At 44.0% G+C, this 22,519-nt stretch carries 17 protein-coding genes and 1 pseudogene; 9 read left to right on the forward strand and 9 right to left on the reverse strand.

Going from position 1 to position 22,519, the window contains the following annotated elements; genetic code table 11:
• The first annotated feature begins 607 nt into the window (after positions 1–607).
• The 6 genes from MiSe_RS02295 (at position 608) to MiSe_RS02320 (ending at position 7,086) form a co-directional block, all read left to right on the forward strand.
• Positions 608–2,470, forward strand: coding sequence for an albusnodin/ikarugamycin family macrolactam cyclase (locus MiSe_RS02295; RefSeq protein WP_226573994.1), 1,863 nt, complete (start codon positions 608–610; stop codon positions 2,468–2,470).
• Between the two features lie 35 nt (positions 2,471–2,505).
• Positions 2,506–2,775 (forward strand): PqqD family protein, encoded by a 270-nt coding sequence (locus MiSe_RS02300; RefSeq protein WP_226573997.1) that lies wholly within the window; start codon positions 2,506–2,508, stop codon positions 2,773–2,775.
• Between the two features lie 97 nt (positions 2,776–2,872).
• Positions 2,873–3,292 (forward strand): lasso peptide biosynthesis B2 protein, encoded by a 420-nt coding sequence (locus MiSe_RS02305; RefSeq protein ID WP_226574000.1) that lies wholly within the window; start codon positions 2,873–2,875, stop codon positions 3,290–3,292.
• 310 nt (positions 3,293–3,602) lie between these two features.
• The gene (locus MiSe_RS02310; RefSeq protein WP_226574014.1) at positions 3,603–5,111 is read left to right on the forward strand and encodes a hypothetical protein; all 1,509 of its coding nucleotides are present in this window, start codon (positions 3,603–3,605) and stop codon (positions 5,109–5,111) included.
• A 20-nt stretch (positions 5,112–5,131) separates the two neighbouring features.
• The gene (locus MiSe_RS02315; RefSeq protein ID WP_226574018.1) at positions 5,132–6,133 is read left to right on the forward strand and encodes a DUF1822 family protein; all 1,002 of its coding nucleotides are present in this window, start codon (positions 5,132–5,134) and stop codon (positions 6,131–6,133) included.
• A gap of 383 nt (positions 6,134–6,516) precedes the next feature.
• Positions 6,517–7,086, forward strand: coding sequence for a gamma-glutamylcyclotransferase family protein (locus tag MiSe_RS02320; RefSeq protein ID WP_226574020.1), 570 nt, complete (start codon positions 6,517–6,519; stop codon positions 7,084–7,086).
• Positions 7,087–7,206: 120 nt separating this feature from the next.
• Here MiSe_RS02320 and MiSe_RS02325 read toward each other — a convergent pair whose 3' ends face one another.
• The 3 genes from MiSe_RS02325 to MiSe_RS02335 form a co-directional block, all read right to left on the reverse strand.
• Positions 7,207–7,404: a hypothetical protein gene (locus tag MiSe_RS02325; RefSeq protein ID WP_226574023.1), complete on the reverse strand. Its 198-nt coding sequence runs from the start codon at positions 7,402–7,404 to the stop codon at positions 7,207–7,209.
• A gap of 199 nt (positions 7,405–7,603) precedes the next feature.
• Positions 7,604–8,584, reverse strand: a complete 981-nt coding sequence (locus MiSe_RS02330; RefSeq protein WP_226574026.1) for a formylglycine-generating enzyme family protein — start codon at positions 8,582–8,584, stop codon at positions 7,604–7,606.
• A 211-nt stretch (positions 8,585–8,795) separates the two neighbouring features.
• Entirely contained in the window at positions 8,796–11,597 is a 2,802-nt protein-coding gene (locus tag MiSe_RS02335; protein WP_226574029.1) for an arylsulfatase, read from the reverse strand.
• A gap of 511 nt (positions 11,598–12,108) precedes the next feature.
• Here MiSe_RS02335 and MiSe_RS02340 point away from each other — a divergent pair.
• The gene (locus tag MiSe_RS02340) at positions 12,109–13,098 is read left to right on the forward strand and encodes an AraC family transcriptional regulator (protein ID WP_226574032.1); all 990 of its coding nucleotides are present in this window, start codon (positions 12,109–12,111) and stop codon (positions 13,096–13,098) included.
• Between the two features lie 908 nt (positions 13,099–14,006).
• Positions 14,007–14,342, forward strand: a complete 336-nt coding sequence (locus tag MiSe_RS02345; RefSeq protein WP_226574036.1) for a hypothetical protein — start codon at positions 14,007–14,009, stop codon at positions 14,340–14,342.
• A 180-nt stretch (positions 14,343–14,522) separates the two neighbouring features.
• Here the strand turns inward: MiSe_RS02345 and MiSe_RS02350 are convergent, their stop codons facing one another.
• The 5 genes and pseudogenes from MiSe_RS02350 to MiSe_RS02370 all read right to left on the reverse strand — a co-directional run bounded on the left by MiSe_RS02350 (position 14,523) and on the right by MiSe_RS02370 (position 20,082).
• Positions 14,523–14,783, reverse strand: coding sequence for a hypothetical protein (locus tag MiSe_RS02350; RefSeq protein WP_226574039.1), 261 nt, complete (start codon positions 14,781–14,783; stop codon positions 14,523–14,525).
• Between the two features lie 12 nt (positions 14,784–14,795).
• Complete coding sequence (locus MiSe_RS02355; RefSeq protein WP_226574042.1) at positions 14,796–15,812, reverse strand: phage tail protein; 1,017 nt, start codon at positions 15,810–15,812, stop codon at positions 14,796–14,798.
• A gap of 110 nt (positions 15,813–15,922) precedes the next feature.
• The gene (locus MiSe_RS02360; RefSeq protein WP_226574045.1) at positions 15,923–18,169 is read right to left on the reverse strand and encodes a putative baseplate assembly protein; all 2,247 of its coding nucleotides are present in this window, start codon (positions 18,167–18,169) and stop codon (positions 15,923–15,925) included.
• 75 nt (positions 18,170–18,244) lie between these two features.
• Positions 18,245–18,664 (reverse strand): GPW/gp25 family protein, encoded by a 420-nt coding sequence (locus tag MiSe_RS02365; RefSeq protein WP_226574048.1) that lies wholly within the window; start codon positions 18,662–18,664, stop codon positions 18,245–18,247.
• A gap of 301 nt (positions 18,665–18,965) precedes the next feature.
• Positions 18,966–20,082, reverse strand: a pseudogene (locus MiSe_RS02370) (type IV pilus twitching motility protein PilT).
• A gap of 714 nt (positions 20,083–20,796) precedes the next feature.
• On the opposite strand from MiSe_RS02370, the gene MiSe_RS02380 reads away from it, so the two are divergent.
• Complete coding sequence (locus MiSe_RS02380; protein ID WP_226574058.1) at positions 20,797–21,588, forward strand: cobyrinic acid a,c-diamide synthase; 792 nt, start codon at positions 20,797–20,799, stop codon at positions 21,586–21,588.
• Between the two features lie 341 nt (positions 21,589–21,929).
• Here MiSe_RS02380 and MiSe_RS02385 read toward each other — a convergent pair whose 3' ends face one another.
• On the reverse strand, positions 21,930–22,181 hold the full coding sequence (locus tag MiSe_RS02385) for a hypothetical protein (protein WP_226574061.1): 252 nt from the start codon (positions 22,179–22,181) through the stop codon (positions 21,930–21,932).
• Positions 22,182–22,519 lie beyond the last annotated feature (338 nt).

Genomic DNA, 22,519 nt, shown 5'->3' on the forward strand with positions numbered 1-22,519 from the left:
CTCAAGGGGACGGCCTGGGCAATCAAATCGAAAATCAATTCCAAGCAACCAATAAATAGGAGAAAAAAATGGACACCAAACAATACCGTAAACCCCAACTAATTGAAGTGGGTGATGCGATTAAGGCAACATTGGGGCGCTACCGCCAGGGACACCGCGATCATCGGCGTTACTACTACCGCTAATTTGCCACTAACCCAGAGTAAATCACTCAACGTCGTCCCCTCAAGGGGACGGCCTGGGCAATCAAATCGAAAATCAATTCCAAGCAACCAATAAATAGGAGAAAAAAATGGACACCAAACAATACCGTAAACCCCAACTAATTGAAGTGGGTGATGCGATTAAGGCCACATTGGGGCGCTACCGCCAGGGACACCGCGATCATCGGCGTTACTACTACCGCTAATTTGCCACTAACCCAGAGTAAATCACTCAACGTCGTCCCCTCAAGGGGACGGCCTGGGCAATCAAATCGTAAGTCGATCAACCAACGGGTTCAGTTGTTCAGAAGTCTCTCAGGTTTCCTGGTTCCTGAGTTAAAAAAACCAGGAACCAAGGTTTACCTTTGTACATTTGCCCAGTTAGTAAAAGCAGGAGAAAACCTATGAAACGCTGGTTTTGTGGTTTTTCATCAAGAATTAATTCTTCAGGAGCAACCCTTCCTAAACCAATAGATGGAAAAATAGTTTGGCAGGGGGCGAATTCCTTTTGGGTATGCGGAACTTGGAAAAAACAGCAAGTAACTACGATTTTTGAAGGTACTGTTCGACTGGCTATAGTTGGTACTTGCCTAGCACCTTATGAAACTTTGGTTGAGTTGTTACAAAATGCTGTCAAAAAAAACGACTACAGCCAACTAATTAGATTGCCTGGTAACTATAACCTGATTGTTCAAAACGAGACTGACACATACGTATTTGTAGATGTGGCTGGTCTTAGACCCGTGTTTTATGCAATGCATGATGATTTTATAGTTTACTCTTCGTTGGGAGTCGCCCTACAGCAATTACTCAAGGCAGAAGTAGATCCCTGTTGGCTGGCTAATTCTTTAGCAGGTTTGACAACGCTAAACAATCTACAAAATCGCTCTCCTTTTTGCCAAGTACAAGCTATTCCCCCCGGTCATTATTTACAAATATCTTCGGGTAAACCGACGTGTAAGCGGTATTGGCACGCACCACAGGAATACAGTAGTTTCTCTGAAGCTGCCGAAAAATTGCGCGAACAGCTAATAACTGCTGTTGCAGGTAGAGTGCGCTTATACGATAACATTACAAGCGACTTGAGCGGTGGTTTTGATTCAACTACTTTGGCTTTAATAGCAGCAAAGAACCTAGCGTTGCCGGGTGATAAGTTACATACAATAACTGTCAAGAGCGTTTCCGAAAATGAATCAGAAGACGTTAAATGGGCTACTCATGCAGCCGCTCTTTACCCAAATATTGAATCGGTAATGATTCAGAGTCACGAGCTGCCTGCCGAGTATAGTAACTTGGAATCAATTCCTCTCACAGATGCACCAGAGCCAAGTATGCTCGATATAGGCCAAATCAGCTACGAGATGGGAATTATTAGGTCGAAAGGCTCTCAACTTCATCTGAGTGGAGAGGGTGGAGATGCGGTGCTTTTAGCCTCTCATTCCTATTTGGCAGATTTATTACGCCGCGCCAAGATAAAAACATTTTTCCAACACGCTTATGGGTGGTCTCGTGTTAGCCATTTGTCGCCACTAGCTTTAATAAATGGTGCTTTTGGTTTGAGTTTCACTTCATATCGTCGGTGGATACTTCAACAAGCTAGAAAACTGATGACTAGACAGTTATCGTCCCAGATGCTGATAGACGAGCATTCTGTAAGCGAGGACATGGTATGGGATTCTGTTCCGAATATTGCTAGTTGGTGTACGAAAAAAACTGTGGATTTAGTTGCTACTTCGCTACAGAATTGGGCAACTGTCGCAACACCTTTTGCCGACTCTCCCGGAGAACAAAACTCTATAGCTGCGATACAGGGAACCGCATTCCACAGTTTAGTTCAACAGCAGATAGCTGAAACTTTTGATGTCAATTTAGAATTTCCCTTTCTTGATTCGTTGGTAATTGATGCCTGTCTCTCTGCCCCTCCAGAGGAACGAACAAATCCATTTACATACAAACCGCTTCTGCCCAAAGCGCTTGAACGCGATTTGCCTCAGAGCATTTTTACACGCACTACTAAAGGTGATTACACAGTTGATGAGATTGTCGGTTTCCGCAAAAATCAGGCTGCGATCGCCGAATTATTCCAAACTTCTCTGTTGGCTGAGATGGGTTTGATTGATCTCAGAGATCTCCATGCTTTTATGCAGCAGTTTAGTATGGGACTCGCTCCTGGTTCGTGGTATTTCAGTCAGGTACTGGCGATGGAACTCTGGCTGCGTCGTGTTGTAGAGGCTAATAGTAGTTTCTGGATGGAAACTAAAGTTTAATTTTCTAGGTTACGAAATAAAAGGAGGACAAGACAATGAAAGATATTTGCGTACCCGAATACATAGCGACAACATTATTTGATGACAGTGCTGTGCTATTGGATTTACGGAAAAATGTTTACTACGCTTTGAATGGAAGTGCCGCTGATTTTTGGAAGTCTCTGAGGCAAACGGGTGAGTTTGAAGGGGCGCTGAAACAGGTGTTGTCTCAATATGAAGTTGATGCAGATGTTGTCAGAAAAGATATGGAGTCGCTGGTAAGTTCTTTGCTGAAAGTTGGACTGATTGAGCGGGTGTCTTCGTGAATTAGTATAACTGTGGCAAAAATATGTGGGGCGGGCAAGATGCCCACCCCACAAAACAAAAAAATTTTGGTTATAAGATGTAAATAAGGAGGAAATTATGGATTGGGAAATGTCGCTAAAACCAATTACTGTGAAACTGAGTTTGATAGAACGTTTGATGGGATTCTGTACGGTAGTTGTTGCGTATATCGCTGTGCGTTGTCTGCCATTTGAAACTATATCTAAAATTCTCGGTGGGTTGAAGCATCTTTGTCAGCGTGAAATCGGTGTTGAGGAGGCAGATATTGCCTGGTCAGCGGTGCGTCAATCGAGCTTTTTTTTCTTGGGAAGGGCAGCTTGTTTGGAGTTATCTTTGGCTTTTGTTCTGTTTGCTTTGAGTAAGCGGTTATCGGCAACTTTGTGTGTGGGTGTTGCCACTGAACCGTTTCGATCGCATTCTTGGGTTGAGCTTGGTGGTAAACCTTTCCGCGAAGCAGATTACATAGAACGGGATTTCAGAAAATTATTGGCAGTCTAAGAGACTTCTCCAAAAAATAAAGTCAAAGGCAGGCAGGATACCTACCCCAAAAGAGATATGATCGAAGTCTAATGATAGTAGAGGTAGGTTCCCGAAAACTGCATAAGCTCAAAACCCGTGCATCTATTTATTCCATGCAACTGGATGAGTTAACAACACAGGACTTACGCACGAGGATCGGAGAAACCGGGTTTTTTGCTGCAATCTCTAGTTCTCAAGCGACAATTTTTCATAAAAACCCGGTTTCTTTGCGTAAGTCCTCAACAGACAAAAGTCTGAAATCAAATTCAATCTATCCAGGAGGACACTGATGTCTAATCCTTTGATGGCAAGTACCGCAAGTAGTCAATCATTTCTCAAACAACCTATGGGAGAGATCGCACCTGTGTGGCAATACTGGAAACTGTGCCAAATTAGTTTGAAATCTGAGATAGTTGGATACGAATATCGGGTCATTCCTGCGGCACAGGAGTTTTTTCAAAAACACTTAGAAGATTTTTCCAATTCTGACGCTGCTAAAAATCGAGATATTCAAGCGATTTTAATTTCCTACTTTCATAGCAAAAAGGGTTCTGTTGATGCCGCAACTCGTGCCAATGCTGGGCTTTGTTTGAGGTGTAATGTTTCTTATCCTATCCTCAAAGCTTGTCAAAAAATAGATAATCTGTTCGGCGGTGACAAGTCTTTTACTTATAGAGATTTGCTGCCTTACGTTCTCAATGACGATGGTCAAGCTGCAATTATTTTGGATAGCGATCGCAAAACTCAACTCGTCTTGAACGATCGGGGTCAAGCTAGCACAACAACTTACAAATATTTCACCGTTGAAGTGTTGCGAACCTTTAATTCAGAATCAAAATCGAGCATGAGTTTAGCCAATTGGGCTTACTTGCAAACTAAACAAAATCAAGATCTCAAATATTTTTTATCAGAATTTGGCTGGAAAAATTTGAGTGATTGGGCGCTGTTGAATCGAGCTAGACCCAAGCAAATAGAAAGGTTATCAGAGCGCGATCGCATCCTAGTAGAAGTCTTTCACGCTGTCTACCGTCGAGACAGACGCCAGCAGCAACAAAAAGTCACCAAAAAATCCCCAGATCCTTCCAGCGAACAACTGCAAGAAATGCTCACCCACTTGCAGAAACAAAATATTGTCATGACTCCAATCGAGTTAATGAAAGGACTGAAACAGCTAGCAACGCAATTGAGGCAGTATGACATTTGGAGTTATAGAGAACCTTTAGAAATTCACGACCCCGACACAGGAAGTGATGTACTCAGACCAGATTTACCCCACGATTCTTTCAATGAATTAGATCTAGAACAGCGGGAACTTATGGATTTTCTGCATCAGGAGTTGAGGTTAGCATTGACCCAATCCATTCTGCAAGAAATACCCTCGCGCATTACCGAGTTGCAAAAAAGCCGAAAGTATGCTAATTTTGCTCAAAAATTCATTCCCGGTTTAAAATTATATTACTGTCAAAGCTTATCCTTAAAAGAAATCGCTCCTGCTTTAGGGATGACCAGTTGGGATCAAGCAAGGCGCATCTTAAATCCGGGAGAACTTCTCAATAAAATACGAACATTGACCGGGCAAAAATTTCTGGACAAGATTTTGAAAAAGGCACAAAGTATGGGTTTAACTCAAATTCCCCCGGAACCAGATTATCTCAAAACCATAGTTGAACTTACAGAAGCTTTTGCCGATAGAGAAGTTTTCCAAGCAGCTGTCGAAGAAATTAGAGCGGGGAAAAACCGCGAGATGAACAGCTTATATGCTCAACAACTTCGTGTTTATTTTGAACAACATCCCTAAACAACAAAAGGAGTAAAGTCATGCTTATTTCCCCCATGAGTTTAACAGATTTCAGACTTTTTTCACCCGAAGTTATAGAGCTTGAACCAGAACACTTTGAGCAAGCAAGAGAGTTAAGCAACAAAGTAACTGATGAAGCAAATCAGTGGCAAACTTATCTCAACGCACTGGCACAAGTTAGCTTTGAAGAATGGCTGAAGGCAAGAATACCAGATGGATTGGGGGAGTTTAAATTTTGTGCGATCGCTACCGAACACCTACTTGATGAAGTGGTAAATATACCTCAAAATATCATCCAATACCCAGAAATAATTGCTCATTTTTATGTGGTGATTGAGGTACTAGAAGAAGCAGAGCAAGTAATTATCAGAGGCTTTTTAAATTACAATCAACTCGTCGATTGCTTAAGTCAATTTAATTTACAACTGTGCCAAGACGGTTGTTACCATATCCCACTGGATGTATTCGATACTGAGCCAAATCACCTGTTATCTTACTGCCGTTTCTTGTCGCCGTCAGCTTTCAATTTACCTGTCGCTGCCGCCACAAAAACTTCTGAAAATTTACTTAAATCTGTCAAGGAAACCAGAACCAAGTTAAGTCAATGGTTAGAAAATATTTTTGACGACACATGGCAAGCAATTGACGCCTTGATAAGTCCAGAAGCTGGTTTAGCTTGGAGTACCAGAAATGTTGAATCGGGTGCTATCAGATGCAAACTTATTGATTTAGGCATACAACTGGACAGTCAAACTATCGCCTTGCTAGTGAACGTTATCGAAGAAACTGATGAAAAATTAAGAATTTTACTTCAGTTACATCCGACGAGCGGTCAAAAGTACTTGCCACCCGATCTTAAATTAACTTTGCTGTCTAAAGCGGGGAAAGTTCTTCAAGACGTGACTTCCAGAAGTCAAGACAATTATATTCAACTAAAATCCTTTAAAGGTGAACCTGGAAAACGCTTTAGCGTCGAGGTGAGTTTGAATGATGCCAAAGTCAAAGAAGATTTTGAATTCTAATATCATCAGGACTTACCCACGACTCACCTATCACCTTTGTTTCTGCCTAGATCTCTAATTCCAAAGCGACGATTTTTCAGAGAAACTTTGGTGTTTGCGTAATATCATGTCCTTAGGTATCGGTAGTGTATGGATGGCTAATTGCTCTCTGGCTAATTGTCAATAGCCAGAGAGCAGCCATTAGCGATTAGCTATTAGCACTTACACAACCGTTGCTATTGGACATGATATAAGTCCCGATCATCTTAACCAGATAGCCGACATGGGGATGAGAAATCGGGTATTTAGTTGTATTCTTCTCATTCCCTATCTCCCTAAATCTACGGTTTTTCTATCGAGTTATGTTATTTTATAATTTTTTGATCGAGAACTCTTAGTCGTTTATGAGCATTGAACCTAGCCCGCCACACCAGTTTCAGACAATAGCCAACCCTTGCGAACTACCTGACAACCCGCAACAGCAGCGCCAGAAAGAACCGACATTTTATTATTTCGCCTACGGTTCCTGCATGTGTCCGGTTGATTTGAAGCGGACTTTCGGTGAAAACACGCATAACTACGTCATTGGTGTAGCAACGCTTAAAGGGTATAGACTGGGTTTTTACCGCCTCTCAGCGCGTCGCCAATGTGGGGCGCTGGATGTCGTTCCAGACTCAGCATCCCATGTAGAAGGAGTGCTGTATCGGTTACCTTGGCGGTTTAGCGACGCCCTCGACGAACGAGAAGAAGTGCCTCGCGGCGGCTATCGACATGAAATTATAAGCGTATCCTGCCGAGAAAAACTGTATAACAATGTACGAACTTATGTAGTTGTCGATAAATTGCCAGAAGAAATTGCGCCCAATGACTGGTATTTCAATGTTGTGCTGCGCGGTGCCGTAACTTGCGGACTTTCAGAGCAATATTGCTGGAAGTTATTTAATCATATGCACCAGCTACAGCAGCAACATTAGCGTTCTGCATAAAGCGATAAATAATTCTGTGTCAGAATTGACCAAAGAGTCTTGGAGTCATAAGCGATGGTTTGGGCATCTGGACAACCAGCAAAGAAACCGGGTTTCTTTGCGTAAGTCCTAGCGGTGTGCAGTCCCCAAGCCATTCCATAATAGTAAAACCGTTGTTGCTATCAAGTAGCGGTTAAAGATGGTCGCATCTGGTCCCACTTCGGTCTGGGACGATCGAATCAGTATTGGCACGAAGGCACAAGTTCCAACAGATACTAATATGGCAACTATCGCCAGCAAATTTGACTGTTTTGTTAAAACCCACATTCCGCACCCTCGACCAGCACAATCGGTTTTCACGGGATTGGAGTCTAGCGACTGGTAATATAAAATACTTTAACTACTTAAATTATTCCTCCCAGTCGCTAGTCCCCAAACTTCAATCGACCAAAATTCGTAGTGTGACACTTCAGGGAAAGAATGTGGGTTAATAGACATCTGCTGATAGTTTTCCGAGTGCTGCTTCTCAATCAACATTGATTACACATCGAAAACCAATGTGGTTCGTCGAAGTATCAATTGCTTCTGGATATCTGGCGGCGGGACGGTAGCGAGAACAGTAGTTAGGCGCACAGAGGAACGATCCTCCCTTGAGTACCTTACGAGGTTTCTGCATAGAGGGTGGTACTTTACGGTCATAGCTATCGTTTTCTGTACCACCTCTAGGATTTTTGGGGATGCAGCAAGATTTAGTTGGGTTTTCTGGATGTTTTTCCTGATACCAGTCCTCTGTCCACTCCCAAACATTGCCAATCATATCGTAGAGTCCGTAGCCATTTGGGGGGTAAGAACCAACTGCTTCTGTCCCTGGTGGCACAGATTTGAGATTTTGCCAAGGAAACTGCCCCAACCAGGTGTTAGCCATCGGTTTATCTTGGGGCATAAATTTATCACCCCAAGCAAATTCAGCCCCTTCTAAGCCACCCCGCGCGGCAAATTCCCACTGTGCTTCCGTCGAGAGTTGTTTTCCTGCCCATTCAGCATAAGCAACAACATCTTCATAGACAATATGGACCACCGGGTGATTTTCTTTACCCTTAATCGAACTCCCCGGACCTAAAGGGTGTCGCCAGTTAGCACCAGGTACATACTGCCACCAACAGAAAGTCTGGGGATCTACAGGGCGATTTGGTTTGATAAATACAGCCGAACCTGGCACTAGCTGTTCTGGGTTAGCATCAGGATAATCTTCTGCCTTCGGGGCTTTTTCGGCAAAGGTAACGTATCCAGTTTCTTTGACAAATTTCTGAAATTGCTTGTTGGTGACAGGATATTTATCAATCCAAAAACCGCTAACGGTTACAGTGTGAATTGGTCCTTCTTCGGGATACTTGGGGTTGGCAGATCCCATCTGAAATGTACCTCCTGGAATCCACACCATATCTTTTTGTGGTGGTCTACTGGGAGGAGAAACTGAGTTTTGGGGTTTTGGGGATACTGAAGTCATACTAACTTGGGGATTTTTGGCAAGATTTAATTAAGTAGTCGAATGGATTTAGATTCCCGACTTCTTCAAGAAGTCGGGAATCTGGGTTGGATTTAGATTCCCGACTTCTTCAAGAAGTCGGGAATCTGGGTTGGGTCAAGTTTTGGTTAAGGAAGTGTTATTCCTATCAAAACTTGCTTGACAAACTAATACTCACTGTGGGCTGGTGAAATTAGTCGCGCCATAACATGCCAGCGAACTCTTTTTCTGTATTTGTTTCTTCTTGATCATTTTCTACATGGACAACGACCTGTTGAATCGTTGCTCCTTCAAATTCACCGGGTGATTCATAATCACGGGATACTGGCTGTCCGCCATCTCGACCAACATTCAACCCTTCACCAGAGAGGGAAAATTTGCCGGGTTGGGTCTTGAACTCTGCTGTTTGTCCTGACGGCAATAACTCCCCGTTAATAGAGATGTCTAGATTTTGCTGCTCATCGTTGATATACAGACTGACATTTCCCAAGGTGCTGTTTTGATCGTCTGTATCAGTCTTATCAAACTGGGCAGAGAAGGTATAACAGCCACTGGGATTTTCTGGGAGGGGACAACTGACTTTTTGTTCATATTGTCCCAGCCAGTTATAGACATAACAAAGCTGGTTTTCATGGATGTAAAGACTGTGACCGCCAAAACGTCCGCCGTGGGCGAAAAGAACCCCTTTGACTTGTTGGTTTAGTTCCGGTAAAACCTTTGCTGGCAGAGTTGGGACTTTCTCAACTACTGTTTTGATGTTATAGGAGCGACCGCCGATGTTGATTGTTGCTCCTTGTGACAAGTCCATAGGTCCAGAAATCTGATGGAGTTGACCACCCACGGATAAAGTCATTCCTTGAATCGCGGGTACTGCCGAGATCTCTTCTGAATTGGAGAAATCAACCGTTGCGGTAATCTTGTAAGACCGACCCCGAATGTTGACAGCTACCGCTTCCGGGACTTCCGAACAACCGGGGTAGTAAGTATAGTCATTTCGCGGCTCACTCAACTGGGGACGAGGTTCACCTAACACCTCAGATGTTGAGCGATCGTCGAGAGGTAGTCCATTGTACTTGCCAGCTTGCGCGAACCAGATGTTCTTCATCTCTTCGAGCTTTTCAGGGAATTGTTCGGCTAAGTCTTTGCACTGAGTTGGGTCTGCGACGAATGGGTACTGATCTTTCAATTGTGTCAATTGTTCTTTCTCCCGATCAGTCAAATTCGGGTCCTCTGCCATGAAATACAGTTCCCACTTATCAAGTGGAAAATTGCTCCAATCAGAAGGTGTGGGCGGATGGAAGGTACAGGCGTGCCAGCCTTTGTGATAGATCCCCCGGGTTCCCAACATGGCATAGAACTGAGTCTGTTTTACTTTTTTAGGCTTGTTCGGATCGTCATCGGGGGCAACGTAATTGGGATCGGCATACCCAGGTGCAAAAGTATACTTAAAGCTGATGCCCTCAATTGGATTTTGGGTATAGCCTTTCACGACCTCTGGCGGCTCTAAACCCAGACACTCATAGAGGGTGGGGACAAGATCCACGGCATGAATGTACTGTTTGCGGAAATCTGGCTTTAAGTCTTTGGCCTTTGGGATGCCCTGGGGCCAGGAAATCATGAAAGGAGCAGCAGATCCTCCTTCGTAGCCCGACCACCGTTTCCAGTATTTGAAGGGTGTATCAAAGGCACAAGCCCAACCTGTAGGGTAGTGGTTGTAGGTTTGGTCTGTTCCGAGAACACCGATTTTACTGTAGTTGTATCCAGGGTCGTCAGGAATGTCGTTGAAGAACAAGTTTTCGTTGACTGAGCCGTTGGGACCACCTTCTGCACTGGCACCATTGTCTGCTAGGGCAATGATAATCGTGTTGTCTAGTTGTCCCGAATCTTCGAGATACTTGAACAAGCGACCGATTTGTTCATCGGTATAGGTCGAGAAGGCGGCGTAAGTCTCGGCCATGCGGACAAACAGTTCTTTCTCTTGATCCGTCAAAGTATCCCAAGGTCTGACATACTCAGTTTGCGGCCAAGGTTGACCAGCAGGACCGACAAAGTCTGGTTTACCCTCTTCATGCAGGTGTTCGCCATGAGGGTTGATAGGAGGTAATTCGGTATCGTCTAGGAATATTCCCATCTCTTTCATCTTAGTGAAAACGTCTTCACGGTATTTCTCATAGCCATCTTTAAAGACGCTAGTTTCCATCGGGTATTTCCCGTCAGCATCCATTTCTCCCGTGTTGTATCCGTAATCGTAGATTTTCTGCGGCCAAATCTGGTGTGGGGCGTGGTTGGCACCTGGAGAGAAATACAGCATCCAGGGCTTATCTGGGGCGATGACTTTGGCATCTTTAATAAACTGAATCGCCTTGTCTACAAAATCTTTAGACAAGTGATAGCCTTTTTCTGTGTCCTCCATATCGGGTTTGTAGGGAGGCTCAATCAGATGGTTATCGTAGATGATGTCGGGATACCATTGGTCAGTTTCTCCCCCCAAGAATCCGTAGTAGCGTTCAAAGCCGCGACCGAGAGGCCAATGACGCTTAGTCGCAGCCATGTTTGCTTCTTCTTCTGGGAGCAAATGCCATTTACCAATGGCGTAGGTGTTATAACCCCGTTCTACCAAAACTTCAGACAGTAAGGCATTTTCAAAGGGGATGCGACCGTTGGAACCAGGGAAACCACTGGTAGCTTCCTCAATGCAAGCCATCCCGTTGCTGTTGGCGTTGCGCCCATTCAAAAGAGATGAACGGGTAGGAGAACACAAAGCCGTGGTGTGGAAGTTGGTGTAAATCAAACCCGGTTTGGCAACGTATTCATTAAAGTTGGGCATTTTGATTTTGCCCCCAAACATATCCCACGCGCCAAAACCCGTATCATCAATGACGATGTAAAGAATATTGGGTGAGCCTTCAGGTGCTTTCGGTTCTGCGTAGGGTTCCCAATCTGGGACAGAATCGCGAATATCCAGAGCGATCGTACCGTTGAATTGTTTAGTCATCACATATCCTTGTATTAGAATTCTCCAACAACTCTTGTGGGATAGGCGTCTCGCCTGTCAAAGAGTTTGTTTTTTGCAGAGGTCTATTGATTATCAAGTTGCGATCGTTAGACGATTGAAGTGCGTTCGCGCAGCTGGCGCTATGCCCCTATGCCCAAACCAGGTGTTAGCCATCGGCTGAGCTTGCGGCATAAATTCATTGCTATAAAGTGCTAAAAACCAAAAGGCTTGCAATGGCTAGTTTTCCAGAAGCGAAGATAATCTGATAGATGATCCCTGATGTATATCGCTTTTTAGTCTTACAGCAACTAAAAAGCCAATTGCCTGCAAAAATCCCTCTAACGATGCACAAGATGTAATATTCCCACAACTTGAGAAAAACGAGTATTCCAAAATTCCAACTTTTGCGTGTCTGAGTAAACGCCACTAGAGAGGGTATAATCGCATTTGTCTGATCTAAGCTCGCTCAAGCGATGTCTCAGATGATTTTACTCAGCCGTAATCCCAATCTATGTCGCTGATTGCTAACCATAACTCCCAGGCGGATTCTCTGGTGGTGACTCGCCAGTTTGATGATATTGATGCTTTTGCAGAAGCCATCAAACCCCTGGATATCACAGTTAATCAGTTAACCCCTGGCTGTTTTCTGGGGAGTGTTAATTTTGCCAACTTTGGCAGTCTGAAGTTTACCCACGTTAATCAAAATCAAGGTATTAGAGCAATCGGACTCAAGTCTCCTAGTGACCTTACATTTGCGATCGCACTTCAAGCCGATCAAACACCAGTGGTGTCTCATGGTTGCCAGATCAAAGCACAGCATATAGTTGGGTTTGATCCAACGAGGGAAACCGATTTCATCACAGGGAAAGACTCCCACATAGTCCTTGCCAGTGTGAATGAGCAAGTTTTCCATTCCCTAGCCGAGCAAATGGGATGCGACCTGGGGCAAAAGTTTCTCCAGCAGAATTCCGTCCGGTTACATTCTGCATCATTGCGCCTTTTGAAGGCTTACTATCAGCAAATAACTCACATCTTCAGCAGCCAACCATCATTATTTATGCAATCGCAGATGCCATCCTTGATTGTGGAAGATTTTGTGCCGTTGCTGATCGATACCCTGGGAAAGATCGCCCCAAAAAAACGATACCAGCCCAAACCATTCCGCCGTTATGCCCTTGTCAAGAAAGCCGAAGAGATTGCTAAATTATATAGAGATAAACCTTTAACATTACAAAAACTATGTGACGAATTACAAACTAGCAGTAGCGCCTTATGTTATGGATTTAAAGAGATTTTTGGCATGAGTCCAATGGCGTATATCAAGATGCAACGACTCAATGGGGTACGTCGCGCTTTGAAAAATGCTGACCCTGGCAAAACATCGGTGATGCAGTTGGCTGATGATTGGGGATTTTGGAGTCCAGGGCATTTTGGCAGAGATTATAAAAAAATGTTCGGTGAGTTGCCATCAGAAACGCTGCGGATAAGTAGGTGCAGGTAAATAAAGTGAAAATAGCTATCCCTACCTATGGCGGGACGCCCACCCCACAAGAGATTGAAGGTTTTGTGGGGTGGGCTTCTCGCCCGCCATTGTGGTGAGTTTATTTATATTCACCTACTTAAGCCCGCATTTCTCACAAAGACAGGACTTACGCACCACGAGCCTAGAAACCCGGTTTCGACCTTCGAACGCGAGTGCGGAAGGGAGGCATATCGCTGATTCCCAAACCAACGATTTTTCGGATCGCCCTTTGTTTCTTTGCGTAAGTCCTAAAAGAGATCAAAAAATGGGGGTGTACTGATGAGGAGATAATCACAATCCTGCAAATAATGCTTCCGGGGTTGATCAACTGCAAAAAATTGGTATAGAGGTGGTTCAAGTACTTTCGATATCGCCAGCAATGCCAGCGCTATCATCCACCAATTTACCCTTTGATATCATGTCCGGTTGTATCGGTTGTATATAGTCGATTGTGCGAAAAGCTGTTTTTTTCCCTCCCACCTACCCACCTACCCACCTGCTCATCCGCTAGCCTAACGCTACCGATGCCTGGGGACATGATATGACTAGCTGGGTCAGGTTGGTCAGTTGTCCAATCGACTAGGGAACATCATAGATATCTCGGACAAACAGATAACGTTAATCATGTTCCCTACTCCTAATTATGGGTAATCGACCGGACATGATATTATATCATGTCCGGTTAATTACTTGTAATTAAAAACCTCGACCCGTCCCCCCGTCCCCGCGTCTGGGCGTCAGCCCGAATTATAAGTATTCAACCGGACATGATATTACTCTATCCCTGGCAGCTTGTGCAATCAATTGCAGCAATTCGTCGTCGGTGATGATTTCCTCTGCATCAGCTTGAGGTAATCCATCAAAGCGGACTTGTTTCCATAGAACATTTGTACATTCCAGGAGACAAAATTCTGGAATATACCAGCGATCTGCTTTCTCATTTTGCCCGTTTGCTTTCTCATTTCAGTAATTCGCGCATTCATTTTGGTATTTTCCCCAAGCAAAATGGCAATTTACTTTCTCATGAAGCTTGTTTGCTTTCTCATTTCAGTAATTCGCCCATTCATTTTGGTATTTTCCCCAAGCTTTATGGCAATTTACTTTCTCATTTTGCCCGTTGGCTTTCTCATTTCAGTAATTCGCGCATAGGCCACATTCCTCACCATCAACTGTCACATAGACAGTCGCAGCTAGTAAAAGTGAATGATTGGGCAGACTTTTAATTATATAAATACTCAGCTATCAGCCTGATTCTGAGAATCAAACTTTGGCATAACGCTGGATATGCCCTCTGAAAATCTCCATTTTGAATCAGTAAAAATTGCGTAAAAAATACGATTGTTTGAACGGCAGTTATAGGGATAAAATACAATATTAGGCATGGGTAAAGTTTTGGAGTGTGGTTATGTTTGTTGGTTTATACTTTTCGCCAAATCGCCAATTGTTAAATATTCTTGCTGTGAAACCTGACTTGAACCTTTAATCAAATCGGCTGCCTTTTCCCCAATCATAATTGTGGGTGCATTCGTGTTTCCCGAAGTCAGGGTTGGCACCTGACTCACGGTATTGCGCCAAATTTTCTGGGTCGCCGTGGGAGCAATTTGGGATAATGTACCATCAGCCGCCACCGCAAAACAGAAAGCCGCAACATTCCCGGTGTTCATGGGAATGGCAGTTCAAGCAATATAAAGATCGTAGGTGCAGAAAGCCGGTTTTTCTCGCTCAATAATATCTCTAACTAACCGTTCGTCTATTTGCTGACCTGGGTCGTGACGCAGGCGGACAATAAAGTGAAACGGACGTCCACCCCCTAGCATCGAATCAACGCCGGTAATAGTTTTTCCTAACACAAAACCTTGACTAAAAATCTCTTCTATGCTAATGTGCTTTTCGCTTTCCGGTAAATCTTCATCTAACGGTAAACCCGTGTAAAGATGCAGGTAAAAACGCAGACCTCGGCGCGTTCCGTGCCAGCGATAAAGTTCTACGGCATTGCGAATGAGACGGCGTTGATGTTTGGTTTCCCAACGAGGATCGATGGGCCAAGCGACCCACTGTGCTAGAAAAGGTAACAGGGTTTCCGGTGCGGTTAAAGGGTCTAAATATGCCCATAAAACGTCTATTGTTTGAACGGCAGGGTCGAATGCTTGCTCGAAAATATTGAGAAAGCGGCCTAAAAAGTCGATTTCGCGGTAAATTCCGGGTAAAAAATTGACGTAGGAACTGCTGGGACGAACAAAAAGATTAAAAACTGGACAGGCAAGAAGTTGCCGCTGGTTTTCTAATTCTGCGTAGACATACAATTGGGTTTCGTACTTTAATTTTAAGCGCGATCGCTGTTGATTCAAAGCAGATTGATTCTCAAAAAAATCTTCAGGAATTTGGAAGTACAGCGTTTTATCTACTTTTTGATTTGGGGCAATTTCTTCGGCTTCTTCCTGATACCAACTACACCAAGATTGGGGAAAATCTCCCTCAATTTCTAGCCGCCACCGCAGCGGATGACCTGCCTTATTTTCCAACTGTACTAACATTTCCCCTGGTTCTCCTGGAAAAACCACCAGGTTGTTGGTAATTTGTTCTTCTTTACTATTCCCGGCAAAGCTTGCTATTGCAGAGGTGTCTGTTGCCTGGGGGGGTTGCATCGAGGCAAGTTTTATCGCTAAGGTTGGACGGTAATTGGATTGGGTCATTGGGAATTGCTAATTGCTAATTGCTAATTGCTGATTGCTAATAGGGGACTGGTGATTGGTATTTTCCATTACGGATTACCGATTACCAATTACCAATTACCTATTACCTATTAATCAAAAAATTGGATGTTATGACCTGAATTTAGTTGACTATTTTCTGCTTTAGCCCAAGAACAGAGCAATCCTAAAGAACCTGGATTAATTATCGATTGCGGCGTGTCTTCGCGAAACCATTCTTCGCCGTATTTCCGCAAGTCAAATAGTTCTACCATGCCTAAATATCGCACGCCTGGAATTTTCTGGCACAAGGCAACAATATCGGAAGGATAGACGGGACGACCTAAATCCCAACCTTTTCCTTCGATTCCGCCAGTAAGAGGATTGAGAAAGCGATATAAAGTAACTAGCAATTGATTGCGGAGTTGTTCTTGAGCGCGCGGGTTGTTGTAGTTTCGATCGATGATAACTTCTGTTCTGACGCTGACGCCGATATATTCGGGTTCTTGTAATTTTACCTGCACTCCCAATGGTTTGCGGTCTTGCATGTATTCCATAATTGTTGTTTCCAATTGAGAGTTAAGTTTAAAATACTGCTCCGGGTTCATTCCTTGGCGAAAATCAATTGTATCGGTATTGATTTGGGGAACAATTAGGAGCGTGACTCGACCGGGTGCGGCATTAATTGGATCGGTGAGACAATGAGCGCGAGCGACGGATCTGGAGGCTTTTTTGGCGACGTTCTCGAAGTCTTCTGGGGTGACGGCAGATTCCCTGGTTCGCAAGATTTGCGGGACTCTAATTACTGCTTCATCTAAGGATTCGGGGTCGATTCCTCCGATGGCGGGTTGATAATTTATAACGCTTTTAACGTAAGGAATTGCTTGTTTAATAACCGTTAGTTTTTCCGCTTGAACGTTGCCGCGACTTCCCCCACCTGTGCGGTAAGCAACCATATAAATTTCTGCTCCTGGTGGGGGAACTTTGCCGTATTGTCGTTCTAGTGCTTCGTTGAAGTTATCGGTGGCGTAGTTTGGTTGGATATTGGATAAGTTTCGGGTTTCTGTGCTATCTCGCCGGACGATTCTGCTGGCGGGTTGGATTTGCGATCTCTCTCTAGTTCTCTGCTTTAATTGTGCCGGTTCTCGAATCAACGGGCCAAATTGAATCGTACCAGTTTGCGAATCTATAGTATAATGTTCGTCCTCCGGACCCGAGTCGGCAAAATCGGCAACTTCTATCCAATCTTCGGGTTGACCGTTAATCGGTCTTACCTCAATATGTTCGCCTGATTTTCGCTCTAAAACAGGTTTCCCTTGCAATTGAAAAGATTGTCCCGGTTTTCCATCGCTGACTCCTAAAAATTCGTCTTTAATCAGAATACATTCGCTGGCATTTACTGCACCGCCAATCGAACGAACGTTGATCCCAACAATACTGGGTGAACTGCTATAACTTGGCTGTAATTCTCTAGGAGTTGTGTAAACGCAGCGTATCCAATGACCCTGATATTCTTCAGTGCCGAAATTGGTGCTAGGCCATTGTTGGGGTAAGTGTAGCACAACATCGGCGCCGTCGATTAAAGGATTGGTGCCAAGCTGTCCTACTTCACTAAAACTGAATCCTTTTGTTTTATCGTCTTCTCTTTTTCTTAAAATAGTGGGTTGCCATGTTTGACCGTTCCAAGCTTCCCACCTCAAAGGAGGGTCATCGGGATCAATCCCAGTCGTTCTAGCAGCTTCGCCTCTAAAAGTAATAGCGATTACATTTCCTATAATTGGGCTTTCTGGGTCTTCTTGCAAGACTAAATAAAAGCAGTTACCGGGAGTGGATTGCTCGAATAGCAGCGTTTCTTCTAGAGTCCACCATTGATTGTTTAAGGGAGTGCGTTCCCGCAAATTTTGCGGTCTATCTTCTTCGGTATAACCTGTCAGGAAGTGGCTAATTTTAGGATTGCCAATAACCAATTCCCGCTCCGTGCTGAAAATAATTGCTTCTTGGGTTTCCGTTCGCACCGTCGCGACTTCAGTCGAGTCAGGAATTCTAATCGGTTCCGGTTGTGCTTTAGTTAAATAAAATGTCAGTTCGCACCAAGCAGGTGCGGGAGGTTGCAGGCGAATTCCCAACAATTCTAAAAACGCGACGTAATTGCGCCGGGGAACTTGATTGAACCGCATTAACATTTGGTCGGTTAACCAAGAAAACAGTTCAATTAAAGTTATTCCCGGATCGCCTGGGTTATGATTTGTCCATTCCGGACAGTAGCGAGGAATGCGAAGGATACATTCTTCTACTAAATCATCAAAACTGCGGTCGTCGAGATCGGATTTCGGTAATTTTGGTAAAAAATCAAAGTCCATAATTTATATCGAGTAGGTTGCATTATCCACTATAAAACTTCGACCCGTCCCCGCGTCTCCCCGTCCCCCCGTCAGTTACTTTTCTTCTGGTGCTAAATAAAAGGGATAAACCAAACTTCGAGTATCGGGACTATTTTTAGGTTGATAAACGATCTCAATATCTACTTTACCCCTGACTGGGTCGGGGTCGGCACGCACTTCTTTGAGGATGATGCGCGGTTCCCACATTTCCAAAGCTTCTTCTACGTACAGGCGGATTAGCATCAGGGTTTGAACGTTCATCGGTTCAAATACTAATTCTGACAGGCGAGAGCCAAAGTTGGGGCGATACACCCGTTCCCCCAAATCCGTTCGCAGGATAATGATGATAGATTCTTCGATGTTTGGCGTACTCGCACTGAGTTGTATCCCACCCTGTACGTTGACTTGTATGGGAAATCCTAACCCGGCACCAATGTAGTCTTCCTGCTGATAATAATAATCGTCTTCAGGCATAGGAGTTCGTTTTTTTGCCTGGTGTATATTTTACTACAATGTTGCGTCTATGGCTAGTTGCTGGGGATGGGTTTTTGCGATCGCGTGCGGGGGGAGCTTTGTTTGTAGATTGAGATCTTGCACCAATATCATAGCTCGCTGTGAGAATTTATTCTCACAGCGAGCAGCTCAAGTCCGTTAAAACAAACTGGTTTAATTGCATTGAGTCGGTTTTAACCGACTTGAGATATGAGCAACGGAAATTTATTTCCGGGCGGGTTGGGAGACTGATGCCAGATCTGAATAGAAAAACTCAAACATCCTAAAGGTTGCCGCTACTGGGAATTAAGATATCCAATTCGTTTCTTTTTGGCGATGGGTCTAGGGCAGTCTTTTTGGTAATGTGACCTGACTTATACAGGTTGTAAATCGATTGATTCATCGTACACATGCCGGAGAAACTACCTTCTTTCATCGGTGCTTCAGTTTCCTCAACTTCCCTGGGGCGGATAAAGTCTTTGATCGTATCTGTATTGAGCAAAATTTCGTGGATGGCGGCGCGTTTGCTATCAGTAGTTCGGACTAGAGATTGAGCTATTGCAGCTACGAGGGACTCTGGGAGTTGAACGAGCAAAAGTTTTTGATCATATGGTTCAAACATATTCAAGATCCGATCTATAGTTTTGACGGCACTGTTGGTATGGAGCGTACCAAATACCAAGTGTCCGGTTTGAGCAGCTTGGAGGGCAGTGTTGACGGTGTGGCGATCGCGCATTTCTCCCATTAAGATTACATCTGGATCTTCTCGCAATACTGCCTTCAACCCCCGATTGAAATCCAGGGTGTGAATGCCTACTTCCCGCTGACTAAGAACAGATTTGTGGTCTTGATGGACAAATTCAATTGGGTCTTCGATGGTAATGATATGCTTGGGCATGTGTTTGTTAATGTAGTCCACCATTGCAGCCAAAGTTGTAGATTTGCCCGACCCAGTGGCAGCTGTAACCAGAACCAAACCTTTTTGATAATGGCAGAGCTGTTGAAATACTTTAGGTAACCCCAGTTCCGCAATGGTAGGAATTTTTAACGGAATCAACCGCAGCACCATTGAATAGATTCAACCTCACCCGAGCAAATTCATAGCTGGCAGATCCATCAAAATCAAAAGTCTCTTGAAACTGTTTCATTTCTGTTTCTGTTAATACTTCTCGCACCCAGCTAAAAAACGTCGCTTCATCAGTTTTGGCATAGGAACTAACTTCAATTTCTCCTCGATTGCGAAAGCAGGGAACTTTACCCAGACCCAAAGGTCGGTGAGAAAACCCTTTTTCATCAGCTTCTCGCACCAACTGTTCCAGGGTAGGTACGCTAGATTGAGGTTTTGCTGCAACTACCTGAATTGCCAGGTCTATCCGGTCACTATCCAGCATAATTGACAAACGGTAGCTTCCGGGCTGGTGTAAGGCGAGATCGATGCGCCAATTCCCTTTGCTGGTAACAGAGGGAGCAGTCACTTTGATCTGGTTCAGGACTTACGCAAACACCAAAGTTTCTATGAAAAATCGTCGGTTTGGCAACTAAAGATCTACGCATAAACTTTGGTGATAGGCTCGTCGTGGGTAAGTCCTGTGGTTGTCTATTGCCAGGATCGGATGAGTACCAGCATAGATCAAAGCGGCACATCCAACCACAGAAAACCTCTGGAGTGCTTGAATCGGCAGAGTTGGAGCTTCGAGGATTTTGAGCATATTGGTTAATAGTTTGACGTTGCTATCTGTTTATATGTCTGAGAGTCGAGCAGGTATGCAATCTCGCTGGCGCAAAAGCTGCAAAATGCGTCAGACTGGGGTGTGTGTGTTCTGGGGGAGTTCTGGGAATACCGCTCAAAACGCGAGTCAGGTGGAATAATTCAGGACTTACGCTCTTCGGAACCTATCACCAAAGTAACTTGGCAGCGAACGCGAGTGCGTGCGGTCGGCATATCTCTAGTTTCATAGAAACTTTGGTGTTTGCGTAAGTCCTATAATTCTGATTCGCTGTTCTCGATTCAAGTTGCGTGTACGGTTCGTGTGTCGTCGTTCGTAGTTCGCGATCGCTTAAACCAACCGCTTCGTTTTTTCACCAGATCGTCTCGCTTTTAACTTCTAGAAGTTATGACAGAACCCAACGTTACGCACAAATCCAGTTCTGAATATATGAGGGCAGAAAATATGCTGGATAAACTCCCTCCCGCCGCGAGACAATGGGCTGAAAGTTTGCCTTGGCATCAACGCCGCTACGTTTTATCTTTGTGTCATTTAATTTGTGCAGCAACTCCTGAAGTCCAAGCCGAATTTTTAGATTATTATACCGCCGATGGCTTAGTTGCCAGAACCCTGCGCGATCGCGATACTCAACACCGAGTCCAATGCTATCTAAAAGCCTTTAACATTCAAACCGAACTCAGCGAATCCCTGTTAAAAATCTATGTGAGACAGTTTTATATCCATTCGGCTCAAGATACGCGCCGCCAGCCGGAGCGGTATTTAGAATCCGCCTTGCGCTTATGCAGCAATACCGAAGAACGAAATAGTGTTTTTAATTATATTTTGGGTTTTGAACTCTTTAAGATGATGTTTAAAATGAGTTGGTCGCAGCACGAAAGATTAGCTTCTTTGCAAAAATATCCATCCCGATTTATTCAAGAGTATATCAAACCCATTCAACTCGCTCATAAACTCAACAAATTAGTGATTCCCAAAAATGAAAAAGTATTTTTTGATAAACACGGTTATTTTATTCAAAAACCCAACGTCACCGATAAAAAGCTGACCGAGATAGTCATCGCTACCTTCACAACAGATACGGTGATTGATTTTGGGTTTTCTATTATTCGTCACCTCAAATCTTTAGTCTTCGACTACGAATATATTTTTCAAGCCGAACAAGAAAGCATTTTTACCTAATAGGTAACCCTTGCTAGTTATAACTATCGTGGGTTGCACAGCAGAAGCTAATCGCCAGCTTGCTAATTGCTAATGGGAATATTTTTCGGTTCTACCAGCCATTAGCTATTAGCCATTAGCCTGTCTTGGGCCCTAAAAAGATAACTAGCAACAAGCGTTAGGTAATAGGTAACTGGTAATGGATAATTGTCTGGTGATTCCACAGCCAAATAATCCAATTATCAATTACCACCGCCACAGTTTATAACTAGCAACTTGAGTTAATAGGAAATAGGTCGATCTGCCATTACCCATTACCCTCATGACCCACGCGGTCGCCTGGGAACGCCATTACCCAATATCTAATACGCAAGACAAAATTGACGCTCGTTAAGTACTGCTTCGCCATAATCGGGTATCCAGACGATCCATTCATTTTCTGAATGCTGACACAAAAGTAACGCTTCGTCATGGCTCATGGGACTGGGAAGTTCCATCAGATGTACCCAGGTGGAAGCTTGGTAAGGCTCAGACCCATCGAAATCAGACTCTTTTGACCAAATATTACAGCATGGATGGCGAACAACATCTGCTTGACAGGTGTCGAGTTTCATCTTTTTTCCTCCCAAAGAGCCACACACCACCAAGGCTGACCGATCTTCTGGCGATCCGCGCCGCCTCGGCAGAGGGGATAATCATAAAAATTTCTGTATCTTAAAATACATAAATTTTGTTTCAGGCGCTAGCAAATGTTTTATAACTTAACGTTGCGATCCAAGTGTGACTCAAATGAGCTACCACAAACGGGTGTCACTCGAATAAGCGACTGGTAACTAGGGTAGATCAACAGCTATATTTATAGATTAAAAGCATCTTTCGATTCAAGTTAGCACTGCATTACTTTAGCCAGGTTAGTAATGCCTTGAAAATGAATATTTGATATCAAATATTA

It is taken from the genome of Microseira wollei NIES-4236 (assembly GCF_020521235.1).
GTDB lineage: Bacteria > Cyanobacteriota > Cyanobacteriia > Cyanobacteriales > Aerosakkonemataceae > Microseira > Microseira wollei.

Coding starts and splice junctions, on each gene's coding strand:
- MiSe_RS02325 (WP_226574023.1), bottom strand. CDS start 7,404: ATGTGGGTTTTAACAAAACAGTCAAATTTGCTGGCGATAGTTGCCATA.
- MiSe_RS02320 (WP_226574020.1), top strand. CDS start 6,517: ATGAGCATTGAACCTAGCCCGCCACACCAGTTTCAGACAATAGCCAAC.
- MiSe_RS02310 (WP_226574014.1), top strand. CDS start 3,603: ATGTCTAATCCTTTGATGGCAAGTACCGCAAGTAGTCAATCATTTCTC.
- MiSe_RS02385 (WP_226574061.1), bottom strand. CDS start 22,181: ATGAAACTCGACACCTGTCAAGCAGATGTTGTTCGCCATCCATGCTGT.
- MiSe_RS02305 (WP_226574000.1), top strand. CDS start 2,873: ATGGATTGGGAAATGTCGCTAAAACCAATTACTGTGAAACTGAGTTTG.
- MiSe_RS02300 (WP_226573997.1), top strand. CDS start 2,506: ATGAAAGATATTTGCGTACCCGAATACATAGCGACAACATTATTTGAT.
- MiSe_RS02350 (WP_226574039.1), bottom strand. CDS start 14,783: ATGAACACCGGGAATGTTGCGGCTTTCTGTTTTGCGGTGGCGGCTGAT.
- MiSe_RS02335 (WP_226574029.1), bottom strand. CDS start 11,597: ATGACTAAACAATTCAACGGTACGATCGCTCTGGATATTCGCGATTCT.
- MiSe_RS02340 (WP_226574032.1), top strand. CDS start 12,109: ATGTCGCTGATTGCTAACCATAACTCCCAGGCGGATTCTCTGGTGGTG.
- MiSe_RS02295 (WP_226573994.1), top strand. CDS start 608: ATGAAACGCTGGTTTTGTGGTTTTTCATCAAGAATTAATTCTTCAGGA.
- MiSe_RS02380 (WP_226574058.1), top strand. CDS start 20,797: ATGACAGAACCCAACGTTACGCACAAATCCAGTTCTGAATATATGAGG.
- MiSe_RS02355 (WP_226574042.1), bottom strand. CDS start 15,812: ATGACCCAATCCAATTACCGTCCAACCTTAGCGATAAAACTTGCCTCG.
- MiSe_RS02315 (WP_226574018.1), top strand. CDS start 5,132: ATGCTTATTTCCCCCATGAGTTTAACAGATTTCAGACTTTTTTCACCC.
- MiSe_RS02330 (WP_226574026.1), bottom strand. CDS start 8,584: ATGACTTCAGTATCCCCAAAACCCCAAAACTCAGTTTCTCCTCCCAGT.
- MiSe_RS02365 (WP_226574048.1), bottom strand. CDS start 18,664: ATGCCTGAAGACGATTATTATTATCAGCAGGAAGACTACATTGGTGCC.
- MiSe_RS02360 (WP_226574045.1), bottom strand. CDS start 18,169: ATGGACTTTGATTTTTTACCAAAATTACCGAAATCCGATCTCGACGAC.